The 16,201-nt window shown below is 69.0% G+C and carries 11 protein-coding genes; 8 read left to right on the forward strand and 3 right to left on the reverse strand.

Annotated features, from left to right (window positions below; genetic code table 11):
• Positions 1 to 8: 8 nt before the first annotated feature.
• Positions 9 to 5,366, reverse strand: coding sequence for an alpha-2-macroglobulin family protein (locus AC1PZ7_RS17570; RefSeq protein ID WP_482356481.1), 5,358 nt, complete (start codon positions 5,364 to 5,366; stop codon positions 9 to 11).
• A gap of 272 nt (positions 5,367 to 5,638) precedes the next feature.
• Here AC1PZ7_RS17570 and AC1PZ7_RS17575 point away from each other — a divergent pair, with 272 nt between their 5' ends.
• The 7 genes from AC1PZ7_RS17575 (at position 5,639) to AC1PZ7_RS17605 (ending at position 11,879) form a co-directional block, all read left to right on the forward strand.
• Positions 5,639 to 5,920, forward strand: a complete 282-nt coding sequence (locus AC1PZ7_RS17575; RefSeq protein ID WP_163074070.1) for an acyl carrier protein — start codon at positions 5,639 to 5,641, stop codon at positions 5,918 to 5,920.
• Positions 5,921 to 5,955: 35 nt separating this feature from the next.
• Positions 5,956 to 6,465, forward strand: coding sequence for a 3-hydroxyacyl-ACP dehydratase FabZ family protein (locus AC1PZ7_RS17580; protein WP_482356482.1), 510 nt, complete (start codon positions 5,956 to 5,958; stop codon positions 6,463 to 6,465).
• On the forward strand, positions 6,458 to 7,642 hold the full coding sequence (locus tag AC1PZ7_RS17585) for a beta-ketoacyl-ACP synthase (RefSeq protein ID WP_482356483.1): 1,185 nt from the start codon (positions 6,458 to 6,460) through the stop codon (positions 7,640 to 7,642). Before AC1PZ7_RS17580 ends, AC1PZ7_RS17585 begins: the two co-directional genes overlap by 8 nt.
• 38 nt (positions 7,643 to 7,680) lie before the next feature.
• The gene (locus AC1PZ7_RS17590; RefSeq protein WP_482356484.1) at positions 7,681 to 8,961 is read left to right on the forward strand and encodes a beta-ketoacyl-ACP synthase; all 1,281 of its coding nucleotides are present in this window, start codon (positions 7,681 to 7,683) and stop codon (positions 8,959 to 8,961) included.
• On the forward strand, positions 8,931 to 9,710 hold the full coding sequence (locus AC1PZ7_RS17595) for an SDR family NAD(P)-dependent oxidoreductase (RefSeq protein ID WP_482359666.1): 780 nt from the start codon (positions 8,931 to 8,933) through the stop codon (positions 9,708 to 9,710). The genes AC1PZ7_RS17590 and AC1PZ7_RS17595 overlap by 31 nt, the downstream gene beginning before the upstream one ends.
• A 112-nt stretch (positions 9,711 to 9,822) precedes the next feature.
• Positions 9,823 to 10,845 (forward strand): zinc-binding dehydrogenase, encoded by a 1,023-nt coding sequence (locus AC1PZ7_RS17600; protein ID WP_482356485.1) that lies wholly within the window; start codon positions 9,823 to 9,825, stop codon positions 10,843 to 10,845.
• Positions 10,846 to 10,853: 8 nt separating this feature from the next.
• The gene (locus AC1PZ7_RS17605) at positions 10,854 to 11,879 is read left to right on the forward strand and encodes a lipid A biosynthesis lauroyl acyltransferase (RefSeq protein ID WP_482356486.1); all 1,026 of its coding nucleotides are present in this window, start codon (positions 10,854 to 10,856) and stop codon (positions 11,877 to 11,879) included.
• 101 nt (positions 11,880 to 11,980) lie between these two features.
• Here the strand turns inward: AC1PZ7_RS17605 and AC1PZ7_RS17610 are convergent, their stop codons facing one another.
• Together AC1PZ7_RS17610 and AC1PZ7_RS17615 are read right to left on the reverse strand one after the other, a co-directional pair.
• Complete coding sequence (locus AC1PZ7_RS17610; RefSeq protein WP_482356487.1) at positions 11,981 to 13,090, reverse strand: polyamine ABC transporter substrate-binding protein; 1,110 nt, start codon at positions 13,088 to 13,090, stop codon at positions 11,981 to 11,983.
• A 98-nt stretch (positions 13,091 to 13,188) separates the two neighbouring features.
• Positions 13,189 to 14,598: a glutamine synthetase family protein gene (locus tag AC1PZ7_RS17615; RefSeq protein WP_482356488.1), complete on the reverse strand. Its 1,410-nt coding sequence runs from the start codon at positions 14,596 to 14,598 to the stop codon at positions 13,189 to 13,191.
• Between the two features lie 196 nt (positions 14,599 to 14,794).
• On the opposite strand from AC1PZ7_RS17615, the gene AC1PZ7_RS17620 reads away from it, so the two are divergent.
• Positions 14,795 to 16,174 (forward strand): aspartate aminotransferase family protein, encoded by a 1,380-nt coding sequence (locus tag AC1PZ7_RS17620; protein WP_482356489.1) that lies wholly within the window; start codon positions 14,795 to 14,797, stop codon positions 16,172 to 16,174.
• Positions 16,175 to 16,201: the final 27 nt, after the last annotated feature.

Consider the following 16,201-nt stretch of genomic DNA (forward strand, 5'->3'; position numbering starts at 1 on the left):
CATCCCTCTCATCGCGCCGGACCCGTCACCTCGGTCCGGCCCGCCGCGGTGCGGGCGAAGCGGCCGGGGCGGTACATGTCCTCGATGATCGCCGGGGGGTGCGAATAGCTGCCCGGCGAGACCGCACGCACGATATAGGCGACGCGCAGCAGCTCCGGCTCCTCGGAACCTTCCGTGCGGTCGAAGGCGGCGGCGAAGAAGGCGTCGCGGAACTCGGCATGCGCCGGCTGGGTGGTGTCGCCCAGCCAGGACAGCGCGCCGACATCCGAGCCGACGGCAAGGGTCGGGTTGTCGATCTCGAACCCGGCCGGCAGATGGTCGACGAGCAGCACATGACTCGGCGCGGCATCGTCCTCCTGCGCCTCCAGCACCACGACGAGGCGCTGGTTCTGCGCCACCTTCGCCGGATCGGCCGGCGCGCCGCCCAGCGTGTAGTAGCTGCGCGTCAGCGAAAAGCCATTCGCCGAGGCCGGCTCGGGCGTGGTCGGCGGCCCGTCGATGGAGACCGCGACGTCGAGCGGAGCCGTGCCGCGATTGGTCAGCACGATGGGCTTGGCGAGTTCCTCCGGCGTCAGCGTACGCTCATAGATGCCGCTATGGGCGGCACCGTCGATGTCGAGCGCGATGCCGCGCCCCGCGCGCGCCGCGCGGGCGGCGAGCAGCAGCCAGGCATCCTCCTGCGTCGAGGTCGGGCCGGCATCGACAAAGGCCGTCGCCACCCGCAACCGCGCGGTGCGCGCGGTGCCGGTGAAGCCGGCCTCGGAGGCGAGCGTCGCCACGCCCGCCGCGTCGCGCAGGATCGAGCCGAAGTCCGGCCGGCCGGAGACGACCATCTCCGGCGCGTCCGGCAGCAGCTCCAGCGCCGCGCCGAACACCCGCTCGGCCCGGCCCTTGTCGCCCAGCATGGCCAGCGCGGCGGCGAGCTGGCCGCGCGCCATCGCGCTCTTCACCTCCTCGAGCTTGGCGTCGGCGACGTAGCGCAGGTCACCGAGCGGCGCCCGCCCGTTGCGCGCCAGCACATAGATCGCATAGGCCGCGCCGTCGTCGGTGGCGCCCTCGCCGGCATAGGAGAGCGCGTTGCGCAGCCGGTCAAGCGCCATGGTGAAGGGCTGTTCCGGCACCGCATGGCCGCGCTCGCGGGCCCGGGTGAGGAAGTCGGTCACATAGGCGTCGAGCCAGATGTCGTTGCCCCCGGCCTCCCACAGGCCGAAGGAGCCGTCCGCGCCCTGCCGGGCGACGAGCCGGGCAATGGCGCCGCTGATCGTCTCGGCCGGATCCTTGGTCAGCCGGAAGCGCGCGGGCGGGCCGAAATCGCTGAGATAGAGCAGCGGCAGGGCCCGGCTGGTCAGCTGCTCCGAGCAGGCGAAGGGATAGCGGTCGAGCGCCCCGATCAGCGCCGGCACGTCGAAGGCCGGATCGAGCCCGGCCGACACGCTGACGCCGCCGCGGCCCGGCACCAGATCGGCGACGAGGTCGCGGCTCAGGGTCAGGGCGGCGCCCGGCGCCAGCGTGTCGACGCTGCGGCGGGAAATCGCCGGATAGGCCGGGCGCACGTTCAGCGCATAGTCGCGCACGATGCCGAGGCCGCCGGGACCGGAGAGCCGCACCGAGACCTTGGCCGCGCCGATGCCGGTGCCGTTGATCTGCACGGCGAAGGACTGCCGTCCGGCCTTGGCGAGCGGCACGGTCCTGGGCGCGCTGGCGATCGCCACCGGCCCGTCCGTCACCAGTTCGAGCGCATAGTCGCCCGCCTCGCCGTCGACATTGGTCACGGCGAGGTTGAGCGTCGAGCGGTCGCCAGTGGCGAGGAAGCGCGGCAGGGTGGCGGTGATCACCACCGGGTCGCGAATGGTGACGTCGCTCTGCGCATGGCCCACCGCCGCGCCCGACCACGCCACCGCCATCAGGCGTCCCGTGCCGTCGAAGGGCGGGATGGCGAAATCGACGCTGCCCCGGCCCTGCGCGTCCAGCTTCACGAGGCCGGAGAACAGCGCGAGCGGCGGCTGGGTCGGCGGCTCGGCCTGCAGCCCGCCATCCATGGCGTCGCCGCCGGAGCGCAGGCGGCCGCGCGCGCCGAGCATGCCGTCGATGAGCTGGCCGTAGAAGTCGCGCACCTGCGTGCCCAATGCCCGCTGGCTCAGATAGAAGCCGTCCGGGTCGGGCGTCTTGAAGCCGGTCAGGTTGAGAATGCCGACATCGACCAACGCCAGCGTCACGAAGGCCTCGCCATTGCCGCTGCCCGACACGCTGACCGGCACCGACAGCGTCGTCTCCGGCCGCACCAGTTGCGGCGCCTCCAGCTTCACGTCGAGCACGCGCTGCGCGCGGTCGACACCGAACCAGGCAAGGCCGATGGCGCGGCCCGGATTGCGGCTCGCCGCCACGTCGAGCGGCCGGTGCAGGAAGGCGAGCGCATAGGCGCCCGGCGCCCAGGCGGACGTGGTCTTGAAGTCGACCGAGCTGTCGCCGGCCGGCACGTCGAGCGTTTTCGAGGCGAAGACACCGTCGCCGACGATCAGCACCGTGGCGGAGCCGGCATAGCGGCTGGTGAGGTTCACCTTCAGCGTCTCGCCGTCGGCGTACTGCGCCTTGTCGAGCCCGACCTCGAGGCGGTCGGGCGCGTCGGCGGTCGCCCCGCCGCCCCAGCCGGCCTCGAAGCCGACGGTGGTGGCGAGCGTCCCGCCGCTCACCTCCAGCCGGTAGCGGCCCCAGCCGACCGGCACGTCGAGCCGCGCGGCGGCACCGGCCGCCAGCTCCAGCTTTCCGTCGGCCACCTTGGCGATCGACTCGATCGGCTCGAAGTCCCAATTGCCGCCGAGCCGGTACCATTGGTAGCGCGTCTCGAGGCGGTAAAGCGCCCATTGCGCGCCCTGCAGCGCCACCGGCTTGCCGGCGGCATCGAAGGCCTGCACCTCGAAGCCGGCATTGGCGTTCTCGCCCGGCCCGGCCCCGTCGAACAGCGGCTTCACGCCGATGCCGTTGCCGGAAGGCCGCACCGGCAGGACCAGCGAGCGGCGCACCGCACGCCCGCCGCCCTCGTTCAGCGCGAGAAAGATCTCCGCCTCCAACGGCCGCGCGGTCGCCGGCAGCGACGGCAGCGCGACGGACAGCGCCGCCTTGCCCTGCGCATCGGTCAATGGCGCGTCGGCCAGCGGCTGGCGCACCGGAGTGAAGCCGTCATCGGCACGGCCGAAACGCCAGCCCGGCAGACCCGGCCGCGCGGTGGCGACGCGCACCTCGATCTCGCCGTCGACCTCCAGCCCGGCGGCCGGCGGGCCGAACAGCCAGCGCCCGTCCGCCGTGACGCTGACCGGCGCGCCGGGGGCAATCGCAGTGGCGGTGGTGGACAGGTCCAGCGCCAGCCGCTCCGGCACATAGTCCTCCAGCAGGAAAGTCGTCGCTCCGACCGGCGCCCCGCGCGGATCGACATAGGCCTCGACCCGCCAGGTGCCGGTCATGGCATCGCCCATCAGCGGATAGGCGACGGTGCGCCCTCCCGCCCCCTGGTCGTCGACGAGCACGCGGCGCTCCTCGACACCGTCGGGGCGCTTGAAGATGACGGTCAGCGGCACGCCGGTGACGGCCTTGACCTGCGGGTCGCGCAGCAGCGCGGTGACGTGCACGTCCTCACCGGAGCGGTAGACGCCGCGCTCGGTGGTCACGAAGGCGTCCATCCGTTCGGGCGCGGCGCGCCCGCCGACCCCGCGGTCGGTGAGGTCGAAGGCCTGGTCCTCCAGCGACAGGAAGGCGTAGTCGCCCTCCTTCGCCTGCGCCACGATCACCGCCGGCGCGAAGCCGTCCTTGCCGCGCATCACGCCGGCATCGAAGGTGGCGGCGCCGGAAGCGTCGGTGCGGGCTGTCGCCAGCACGTCGTTGGACTTGGCGAGCAGGCGCAGCTCGACGGCTTCCAGCGGCTGCGCCGTGCCCAGCGCGCGCACCAGTACGGTGAGCCCGTTGCTGCCCGACAGCGCGGTGAGGCCGAGGTCGGAGACGACGAACCACTGCGTCGAGCGCGTCGACCACTCGTCGTTCGGATCGGCGGCGTCGCCGCCCGGCCGCGCGGCAAGCACATAGACGCCCGGCGCCAGCGTGCCGACGGCCTCGTCGACCGGGAAGGAGGTGGTGACATCCTCGTTCAGCGGCGACGCCGTCTCCAGCTCGCCCTTGAACACCTGCTCGGCGCGGCCGTCCCTGAGCTGCTGCAGGTCGTAGCCGCCGAGGTCGCGGCGAAACTCGCCGTCGATGGCGGTCGGGATCAGGCTGCGGTCGCCGATGCGATAGAGCTCCACGCCGACGCGCGTGGTGTTCACCGACACCACCGGAATGCCGCGCGGGCCGGTGCGCGGCAGCACGTAGTTGCGCCCTGTGAAGCGCACGCCCGGCTTGCGGTCGCGCACATAGATGGTGAGTTCGGCGGTCTCGCGCAGCGGCTCCGCCGCGATGGAGGACGGCAGCCCCTGGCGAAGCGTGACGTCGTAGCTCTCGCCATGCTTCAGCCCCTCGACGCAGAGCTGGCTCCCCTCGGCCGTCACCGCCGGCTTGTCGACCGGTCCGCCCGGCCCGCGCAGCGTCACATAAGACGAATAGTCCCGCCCGCCGGTGGCCAGCGGCTCGGAGAACTGCACGCAGATGCGCGGATTGGAGGCGTCCGAATCGACGCTGTAGTCGAGGATGCGGAAGCCGCGCTCCTCGCGCAGCTTGTCGTAGAAGGCGCGCTGCTCCGGCACATTGGCATAGGTGAGCGCGGTGTCGAGCGTGTCGAGCGCGGGGCGCCAGAGCGAGCGCTGGTCGTAGAGATGGCCGATGGCGAACAGCGCCTCGGCCTGCTGCACCCGCGTGGTCGCGGCGCGATAGGCGAGGAAGGCGCTCGCCTGCGCCCGCTCAAGGAAGGTGTCGGCGCTCTCATTGTCGTTCGGCTTGATGCGCGAAAGCGCGCGCGAGAAGCGCTGCCAGGCCCCCGCGTCGGCGGGCGTGGCCTGCGCCAGCCGGCCGTAGATCTCGGCGGCGGTGCGTGCGTCGCCGGCCGCCAGCGCGGCGTCGGCATCCCTGCGCATCTGTGCAGCCGGTTTCGGCAGTGGCCCGCGCTCGCGAAGCAGCAGCGCCTGCAGCCGCCGCGCCGCCTCCACGAGGTCCTGCCGCGCGAAGGTCTTCGGCAGCGCATCCAGCACCGGCGCGGGTTTCGCGGCGGCCGGCTTCGGCGCCGGCGTGGGTGCGGGCTTGGCGATCTGCGCAGCGGCGGCAGCCGGATCGGCGGGTTTCGGACGAACCAATGTCTGCGCCAAACCGGGAGCGACGAGCCCTACCGCGAGTATCGGCACGGCAAGGCCGCGCCCAAGCCATGAAAAGGCCGAAGAAAACGGGACCATGGCACCTACTCCGAGACCGACGATACGTCCGAGCTGCGCACGATAGGACGAATTCGGCCACGGAGCCATGACGGTCCGTCAAGGCGAGCGCGCGTCGGGGCGCGGACGGCACGGATGTCACACAGGCGAGGATTGCCGCGCCGCCGCCATTGAATAGCCGTCCGCGCTTAGGTATACGGGCCGTCATCCATTTGGGGGCCTGCCGTCGTGGGAGCGCCGGGAGAACCCATTCAACCGTGGCCGGACGCGGCCGCCGAGACTAGAGGCATTTCATGTCGACCACGTTCGAGACCGTTGCCAACATCATTGCCGAGACGTGCGACATCCCGCGCGAGAACATCACGCCGGAAAGCCATGCGATTGACGATCTCGGCATCGACAGCCTGGACTTCCTCGACATCGCCTTCGCCATCGACAAGGCTTTCGGCATCAAGCTGCCGCTCGAGAGCTGGACGCAGGAAGTGAACGAGGGCAAGGCGACGACCGAGCAGTATTTCGTCCTCAAGAACCTCTGCGCGCGCATCGATGAGCTGATCGCCGCCAAGACCGCCTGATTGGCGGTACGGACGTCGTTTAAGCGGGACAGGTGATGCGGCTCGAATATTTTCAGATGATCGACAAGGTGATCGAGCTCGACCTCGACGCTCGCACCTTGAGAACGGCCAACACCGTCCCGGACGAGAGTCCGATCTTCGAAGGCCACTTCCCGGGGCACCCGCTGCTGCCGGGGGTGCTGCTGTTCGAGATCATGGCGCAGAGCTGCGGCATGCTGCTGCTGCGGCTGCACAATTACGACCGCATGGCGTTCCTCGCCTCGGTCGACAAGGGCAAGCTGCGTACCTTCGTGACGCCGGGACAGGTCATCGACGTGTTCGCGCGCATGGAACATGACGGCTCGGGCTTCGCCCGGCTGAAGGCCGAGGGGCGCGTCGAGGGCAAGCTCGTCTGCAACGCCGACGTGACGCTCAAGACGATGCCCTTCCCGGCTCCTGAGCTGCGCGGCTATCTGCTCTCCACCGCCGAGCGCATCGGCATGCCGATGGGCGACGCCGCCACGCCCAGTCTGGCGGAATGCGCAGGAAAACTCACGCATGTCTAATCGTCGCGACGTCTGGATCACCGGCATCGGGCTTGTCTCTTCGCTCGGTGAAGGCCTGGAGGCCCATTGGCAGGCGCTCTCCTCCGGCGCATACCCGGTGGTCGACGAGACCGGTTTCGCGCCGTACGTCGTGCATCCGCTGGCCAAGATCAGCTTCGACGAGCAGATCCCCAAGAAGGGCGACCAGCGCCAGATGGAGCCGTGGCAGCGCATCGGCACCTACGCGGCCGGTCTCGCGCTCGATTCAGCCGGCATCAAGGGCAACAGGGACATTCTCGGCACCACCGACATGGTGGTCGCGGCGGGCGGCGGCGAGCGCGACCAGTCGGTCGACGGCGCCATCCTCACCGAGATCGAGAAGCAGGCAAATCCCGAGGTCTTCCTCAACGAGCAGCTCCAGTCGAACCTGCGCCCGACGCTGTTCCTGGCCCAGCTCTCCAACCTGCTCGCCGGCAACATTTCCATCGTCCACGGCGTCACCGGTTCCTCGCGCACCTTCATGGGCGAGGAAAGCTCGGGCACCGACGCCGTGCGCGTCGGCTGGTCGCGCATTGCCGCCGGCACCAGCGAGATCGCCCTGGTGGGCGGCGCCTACAATGCCGAGCGGCGCGACATGCTGCTGCTGTTCGCACTCAAGCGTCTCGCCCGGCACGCCCCGTGGTCGCCGGTACTGGCCGATCCCAAGGGCGTGCCGACCGGCTCGGCCGGTGCCTTCCTGGTGCTGGAATCGCCCGAGCACGCCACTGCGCGCGGCGCCAAACCCATCGCCAAGCTGTCCGGTGTCTGGTCGGAACGGGCCCGGCGCAACGAGCCGGGCGCCGTCGAGGCCGTGCTGGAACAGCTCCTGAATACCGCTGAAGCCGGCATCACCGACAAGACCGCCATCTTCTCCGCCGCCACCGGCGCCCCCGACCCCACCGCCGCGGAAGCTGCCGTGCTCGCCCGCTCCGGTCTGCCGGTACGCTCCGTGACCGATCGCGTCGGCCATGGCCTGGAGGCGCAGATGCCGGTCGCGCTGGCGCTCGCGGCGCTTTCAGTCGCCGAGGGTCGGCTTTTCGCCCCGCTGGCCGGCGAACCGCTGGAAAAGCCTTTCGACGGCACGCTTTCCCGTGCCATCGTGACCGCAGTGGGGCATTGGCGTGGGGAAGGCGTCGCGCTGGTCGAGCGCGCCGACTGACCTTCACATGCGGAAGCGCCGCTTCCGAGGAGCAGATCATGGCTTCCTATACCGACAAGGCCGGCCGGCCGATCGTCGTCGTCACGGGCATGGGGCTCGTCACCTCGCTCGGACAGGGCAAAGAAGACAATTGGGCGAAGCTGACCGCCGGCACGTCCGGTATTCATCGCATCACCCGGTTCCCGATCGACGCGCTGAGGACCACGATCGCCGGCACCGTCGATTACCTTCCGAAGAGCAAGAGCACCGCTCCGGACCTCTCCGAGGAACTGGCGACGCTGGCGGCGGAGGAGGCCATCTCCGAATCCGGCATCGGCTCTCGGGGCAGTTTTCCCGGGCCGCTGTTCTGCGCCGTGCCGCCGATCGAGCTGGAGTGGCCGCAGCGCCGTATTCTCGCGCAGGAAGCCGCGCCCAACGCGCCCGTCTCCTATGACGACCTGCTGCGCGCCGCCGAGGCCAATGGCCACGACGCCTGGCACGAGCGCTTCCTCTATGGCTCCATCGCCGACCACCTCGCCGACCGCTTCGGCACGCGCGGGCAGCCGATCTCGCTGTCCACCGCCTGCGCCTCCGGCAACACCTCGATCCAGCTCGGCGTCGAGGCGATCCGGCGCGGCGACTGCGACGCGGCGCTCTCCATTGCCACCGACGGCTCGGTGACGGCCGAGGCGCTGATCCGCTTCTCGCTGCTCTCGGCGCTGTCGACCAACAACGAGTTCCCCGAGGCGGCCTCCCGGCCCTTCGCCAAGAACCGCGACGGCTTCATCATCGCCGAAGGCGCTGGCGCTCTGGTGCTGGAGAGCCTCGCCCACGCCATGGCGCGCGGGGCGCGGATCCTCGGCGTGCTCGAAGGCGTCGGCGAGATGGCCGACAGCTTCCACCGCACCCGTTCCTCACCGGACGCCAAGCCGGTGATCGGCTGCATGCGCGCGGCGCTCGCCGATGCCGGCATCACCCCAGAGGACATCGACTACATCAACGCCCACGGCACCTCGACGCCGGAGAACGACCGCATGGAATTCACCGGCATGAGCGCGGTGTTCGGCGAGCGGATCGGCTCGATCCCGCTCTCCTCGAACAAGTCGATGATCGGCCATACCCTGACAGCCGCCGGCGCCATCGAGGCGGTGATCTCGCTGCTGACCATGCAGAACGGCCGGATCCCGCCGACCATCAATTACGAGCTGCCCGACCCGGCGATCCCGCTCGACGTGGTGCCCAACGTGGCCCGCGATGCGACGGTCACGCGCGTCATGTCGAATTCCTTCGGCTTCGGCGGGCAGAATGTCTGCCTCATCCTGACCGGCGAGCCGGCGTGAGCGGGCGCGTCCTCGTCACCGGCGGCGGGCGCGGTGTCGGCGCGGCTATCGTGCGGGCACTGGCGCTGGCCGGCTTCGAGGTCGTCTTCACCGTCCGCACCGCCGAAGCCGAGGCCGAGGCGCTGATCGCCTCGATCCGGACGGAGAAGGCCGATGCCGTCGTCGAGGCACGTTCGCTCGATCTCGCCGACAAGGCCAGCGTGGACGCCTTCGCTGCCGTCCTCGCCGAGGAGCCGACCTATTTCGGCTTCGTCCACAATGCCGGCATGAGCTACGACACGCTCGCCGCCCTCGTCGACCAGGGCAAGGCCGAACAGCTCATGCAGGTCAATTACTGGTCCTTCGTGAAGCTGGTGGGGGCGCTGGTGCGGCCGATGACGCGCGCCCGCGCCGGCCGCATCATCGCCATCGGCTCGATCGCCGCCGACGTCGCCAATGCCGGCAACGCCATCTATGCCGGCTCGAAGGCGGCGCTCGCCGGCTATTGCCGCACGCTGGCGATCGAGAGCGCGCGGCGCGGCGTGACGGTCAACGTCGTCGCGCCCGGCTTCGTCGACACGGCGATGCTGGTGCCCTATGCCGCCTACCGTGCCAATGTCGAGAAGCAGATCCCGGCGGGGCGCTTCGCCCATCCCGAGGACGTCGCCTCCGTGGTGTCCTTCCTGCTGTCGCCCGGCGCGGCCTACATCACCGGCGCGACGCTGCCGGTGGATGGCGGGCTCACCGCCGCACTAGCCATACAGCGCTGATTTCGCTATCCACCCTCGTCCTTCCGCGGGCGGCATCCCTCCGCGCCTCTTCCCCGTACGCACATCGGGAATGAGGCCGGCCGACGCCGCCGCAGTTGCCCCGGAGTTGTTCATGCGCGCCCTTCAGCTGGTGTCCGACCGCGAACTGATCCTTACCGACCTGCCCGCCCCCGGCGCGCCGGAGCCCGGCGAGGTGAAGGTCAGCGTCAAGGCACTGGCGTTGAACCATATCGACGTCTGGGGCTGGCGCGGCATGGCCTTCGCCAAGCGCAAGATGCCGCTGGTCGTCGGCGCCGAGGCGGTCGGAGAGGTCACCGCCGTCGGCGAGGGCGTCACCCGCTTCAAGCCGGGCTCCAAGGTCGCCATGTATGGCGCGCTGACGTGCGGCCAGTGCAAGATGTGCCGGCAGGGCCGCGACAATCTCTGCGAAGAGGTCGCCGGCGTCATGGGCTTCCATGTCGACGGCTTCGCCCGCGAGGAGCTCAACATCAAGGAACGCCTGTGCGTGCCGATCCCGGAGGGCATCTCCTGGGTCGACGCCGCCTGCGCGCCCGTCACCTTCTCCACCGTCGAGCACATGCTGTTCGACAATGCCAAGCTCGAGCCGGGCGAGACCGTGCTGGTGCATGCCGCCGGCTCCGGCATCGGCACCGTGGCCATCCGCATGGCCAAGGAGATCGGCTGCACCGTCATCACCACCGCCGGCGACGACGAGAAATGCGCCAAGGCGCTGGCGCTCGGCGCCGACCATGTCATCAACTACAAGACCGATCGCTTCGAGCACGAGGTGCGCAAGATCACCAAGAAGAAGGGCGTCGACGTGGTGTTCGAACATGTCGGCGCGGAGACGTGGAACGGCTCGCTGCTGTCGATGAAGCCGGGCGCGCGTCTCGTCACCTGCGGCTCGACCTCAGGCGTCTCGGTCAACGTGAACCTGATGCAGCTCTTCCAGCGCCAGTACCGCATCATCGGCTCCTTCGGCGCGCCGATCCGCGCCATCGCCGACGGACTGAAGCGCATGGAGCGCGGCGTGCTGCCGGTCATCGATTCCGAATTCCCGCTGGAGTCCTTTGGCGCCGGACTGGAGCGGCTTGAAACCCGGCGCGTGTTCGGCAAGGTCGTCATCACCTTCTGAGAACGCCGGTGTCGCAGAGCCTCCCCCCTCATCCCGCTCCTCTCCCCGACGAGGAGGAGGAGCCGGCTGCGCGCAATCCTTCCCCGAAGGGAAAGACCAGCCGGATGGAGCGGGTGAAGGAGCCCTCCGCGCCCCGCCGTCCGTCCTGGACGATGCGGATGCGCGACGCTGCGCTTTCGGCCGGCGTCTGGGCGCTCATACGCGTCATGCGCCTGCAGCCGCCATGGTTCGCCTCCTGGCAGGGCGGCTTCTGGGCGCGCAAGATCGGCCCCTTGACCCCGATCCACCGCGTCGCGCTGCAGAACCTCAAGCACGCCTATCCGGAGAAGACGGACGCCGAGCGCCAGGCCATCGCCGTCGGCATGTGGGACAATCTCGGCCGCATGGCCGGCGAGTTCGTCCATCTCGACCGAATCTGGCAGTACAATATGTGGGAGCCGTCGAAGAGCCGGATCGAGACGACGGGCGTCTCCAACTTCGTCGCCATGCGGATCGACGGCAAGCCGGCCCTCGTCTTCACCGCCCATCTCGCCAACTGGGAGCTGCCGGCCATCGCCGCCGCGGCGCAGGGGCTCGACAGCGCGGTGCTGTTCCGTGCGCCCGACAACAGCTTCTTCGCCGATCTGCTGTTCGACATGCGCAGCAAGGTGATGGGCAATCTGGTGGCCGCCTCGCATGTGGCGGTGTTCGAGCTCGCCAGCGTGCTCGACCAGGGCAAGCATCTCGGGATTCTGGTCGATCAGGTGCGGCTCGGCGGGCCGAAGATGATGTTCTTCGGCCGCCCCTGCTCGGCCAATCCGACCATCGCCCGCCTCGCTCGGCTGTATGAGTGCCCGGTGCACGGCGTCAGGGTGATCCGGCTGCCGGGCGGACGCTTCCGCATCCAGTGCACGCCGCCCCTCGACCTGCCGCGCGACCCGAGCGGCAAGATCAACGTCAACAAGTCGATGCAGATGATCACCTCGGTGGTCGAGGACTGGGTGCGCGAATATCCCGAGCAGTGGACGTGGTTCTACAAGCGCTGGCGGCTGTGAAGCGGTGGCCTCGCCGCCGATGACCCGCTCAATGAAAAAGGCGCCCGGATGATCCGGGCGCCTTTCGTTTGTCCAGGCCTGTCGGCCCTGCCGGTTGCCGCTCACTTGCCGCGCTTGAAGTCGCTCCAGGTGCGGGTGACGACGCGCTGCACCTTCTGCGGATAGGTGGTGACGGTGAACAGCTTCTCCTGCGTCTCCTTGTCCGGGTAGATCGCCGGATTGTCGAGGATCGCCTTGTCGATGAACTTCTGCGACTCGAGGTTGCCGTTGGCATAGGAGATGTAGTTGGAGTTCTTCGCCGCGATCTCCGGCTTCATCATGAAGTTGATGAAGGCGAGTGCCTCGTCCGGGTGCGGGGCATCCTTCGGGATGGCGAAGTTGTCGAACCACATGAGCGCACCTTCCTTGGGGATGATGTACTCGATGTTGATCGGCGGCTTGCCGGTCTTCTCGGCGGCTTCCTCGGCGCGCGCCTTGGCCTGGAACACGTCGCCCGACCAGCCGGTGGCGAGGCAGATGTCGCCGCCCGCCAGCGCGTTGATGTAGCCCGACGAGTCGAACTTCTTGATGAAGGGGCGGATCTTGGCCAGCAGCTTGCCGGCGGCCTCGATCTCCTTCGGGTCCTTCGAGTTCGGATCCTTGCCGAGGTAGCGCAGCGCGGTCGGGATGATCTCTTCCGGACCGTCCAGCATGTAGACGCCGCAATCCTTCAGCTTGCCGAGGATCTCCGGCTTGAACACGATATCCCAGCTGTTGAGCGGGATGTCGCCGAGGCGCTCCTTGACCTTGTCGACATTCATGCCGATGCCGGTCGTGCCCCACATGTAGTTCACGGCGTATTCGTTGCCGGGATCGTAGACCGCGAGGCGGTCGGAGATCAGCGGCCACTGGTACTGCAGGTTCGGCAGCTTGGCCTTGTCCAGCTTCAGGAACACGCCGGCCTGAATTTGCCGCTGCAGGAAGGAGCCGGTCGGCACCACGACGTCATAGCCGGTTTTGCCGCCGAGGAGCTTGGTCTCGAGCACCTCGTTGGAGTCGAAGACGTCGTACCGGACCTTGATACCAGTTTCCTTGGTGAACTCCTCCAGCACCGACTCGTCGATATAGTCGGACCAGTTGTAAACGTTCACCACCTTGTCCTGCGCCGACGCCGGCGCGATGGCCAGCGCGGACAGAAGGCCTGCCGCGATTGTCGTAAGGAGGCGGGACATCCTATTCTCCTCGGGAAGTGGGTTTGTTTGAGTGCGGTGGGAAGCGTGTGGCGCCAAGGCTAAAGCGTCGGCGGTTTCTGCTCAAGCCATGACCGTGCTTACAAATAGGTCTCATACTCCAGCGGGTTGATACGCCGCTCGAAGGCGGCCAGCTCGGCCTCCTTCATGATCGCGAAGACGCGCTGATATTCCGCGCCGAAGGCCCGCGCCACGAAGTCGGAGCCGCCGAAGGAGCGGATCGCGTCGCCCATGTCGTAGGACAGGTGCGGCGCCTCCTGCTCATAGGCGTTGCCGGTCAGCGGCGGCGGCGGCTCAAGCCCGCGCTCGATGCCTTCCAGCATCCCCGCGAGGATCGCCGCCAGCACGAGATGGGGATGGGCGTCCGCCCCGGCGATGCGGTGCTCCAGCCGGCGCGCCTTGGGCGGGCCGTTCGGCACCCGCACCGCCACCGCCCGGTTGTCGTAGCCCCAGGAAATGCTGGTCGGCGCATAGCTCCCCGGCACCAGCCGGCGGAAGCCGTTATAGCTCGGCACGTAGAGCACGGCGGTGTCGGCCATGGTTTCCAGCAGCCCGGCCGCACACTGGCGCAGCAGCCGGTCGCCCGCCTCGCCGGAGCCGAAGGCATTGTGCCCCTCGCCATCGGTCAGGCTGACATGGACATGCATGCCCGAGCCGGCGAAGTCGAGGAACGGCTTGGCCATGAAGCTCGCGCGCACCCCGTGCTTGCGCGCCACGCCGTCGATCAGCCGGCGCAGCAGGATAGCGTCGTCCGCCGCCGCCATGGCGTCGCGGCGGTGATAGAGGTTCACCTCATACTGCCCCGGTGCCGCCTCGGAGATCACCGTGTCGGCCGGCAGCCCCTGGATGCGCGCGGCCTCGCGAATGTCGTGCAGCAGCGGCGCGTAGGCGTCGAGGTCGGACATGGAATACATGTTCTGCCGCGCCGGCCCGCCCGCCGAGGCGGGGAACACCGGCTCGGGCACGCCATTCGGCCCGGCCGCCGGCTTCAGCAGGTAGAATTCCAGCTCGAAGGCAACGCAGGGGTAAAGCCCGAGCGCGGCGAGGCGCCTGACCTGCGCTTCCAGCTTGTGGCGCGGGTCGAGTTCCCACGGCCGCTCGCCGCCGCGCGCGTCGGGCTCAAACATCGACAGCATCACCTGCGCCGCCGGGCGCGGCGACCACGGCACCGGCTTCAGCGTGCCCGGCACCGGCCGGCAGATGCCGTCACGGTCGCCGGTCTCGATATGGATGCCGGTCTCCTCGACTTCGCGCCCCCATATGTCGAGGCCGAAGATGGAAAGCGGAATGGCGACGCCGTCGCCCCAGATCTTGCCCCCCGCTCCACCGGGAATCCATTTGCCGCGCAGCACGCCATGGGTGTCTGGCAGCAGCACTTCGACGATTTCCGGCGCGCCATTTGCGGCGACATAGGAGCCGAATTCATCGATCAGCGGGACTGTTTCGCTCGCAGCGGCCGTGGCGTGTCCCACGGCTTCGGGCAATGGCATGATCCACCTGGTAAAAGTCGTCACGTCGATTTTGGCCACGGTGCCGGGGGGCAGGTCAAGCCGCTTCGTCAAGCCGCGTGCTCGCACCACCCCGGCGCGTACCTGACGCAGTTGTGCCATGTCGAATGGCTTGACGCACGCAAAATGTGATCACATTCTGCGCCACACCTCATCCCTCCCAGCCCGCGAGTGCGCCATGCCCCGTCCCCTTTCCACCGCTGAACTGCGTGCGCTCGATGCCGCCCATCACCTGCACCCCTTCAGCGACATGAAATCGCTCAACGCCGAAGGCTCGCGCGTCATCGTCAAGGCGGAGGGCGTGTGGCTGACGGATTCCGAAGGCAACCGCATCCTCGACGGCATGTCGGGCCTGTGGTGCGTGAATGTCGGCTATGGGCGGGAGGAAATCGTCGAGGCCGTCGCCGCCCAGATGCGCGAGCTGCCCTATTACAACACCTTCTTCAAGACCACCCACCGGCCGGCCATCGAGCTGGCCGCCAAGCTCGCGGAGCTGACGCCGCCGCAGTTCAACAAGGTGTTCTTCACCGGCTCGGGCTCGGAATCCAACGACACGGTCATCAAGCTGGTCCGCCGCTTCTTCCAGATCAAGGAGAAGCCGGAGAAGACGATCATCATCTCCCGCCGCAACGCCTATCACGGCTCCACCGTCGCCGCCGGCAGCCTCGGCGGCATGGCCCCGATGCACGGACAGAGCGCGCCGATCCCCGGCATCATGCACATCGCCCAGCCTTATTGGTGGGGCGAGGCACGCCAGGGCGAGACGCCGGAAGAGTTCGGCCTGCGCACCGCGCGCGCGCTCGAAGCCGCCATCGACGCGATGGGCGAGGACCGCATCGCCGCCTTCATCGCCGAGCCGATCCAGGGCGCCGGCGGCGTCATCATCCCGCCGGCCAGCTACTGGCCGGAGATCGCCCGCATCTGCCGTGAGCGCGACATCCTGTTCATCTCCGACGAGGTGATCTGCGGCTTCGGGCGCACCGGAAACTGGTTCGGCTGCGAGACCTTCGGTACCCAGCCAGACATTCTCGTCATGGCCAAGGGCATCACCTCAGGCTACATGCCGCTCGGCGGCGTGATGGTGGCCGACCGCGTTGCCGAGGTGCTGCTGGAAGGTGGCGACTTCAACCACGGCTACACCTATTCCGGCCATCCCGCCGCCTGCGCCGCCGCCATCGCCAATCTCGACATCATGCTGCGCGAGAAGCTGGTCGAGCGCGTCGCCAACGACGCCGGCCCCTATCTCAAGGCCCGCTGGAGCGCGCTGGCCGAGCACCCGCTCGTCGGCGAGGCGCCGATGGTCGGCCTCGTCGGCGCGCTGGAGCTGACGCCGGACAAGCGTGGGCGCACCAAGTTCCCCGATGTCGGCAAGGTCGGCACGCTGGCGCGCGATTTCTCGTTCGGAAACAACCTCGTCATGCGCGCGGTGCGCGACCGGCTGATCATCGCTCCGCCGCTCGTCATCTCGCATGAGGAGTGCGACGAGCTGATCGCCCGCGTCCGCAAGACGCTGGACGAGACCTCCGCCGAGATCAGGCGCCGGGGCTGGGTGAGCTGAGGCGTCGCTCGCCGAGGCGGGCGCGCG

This window comes from Ancylobacter sp. TW_SC_1 (assembly GCF_056836805.1).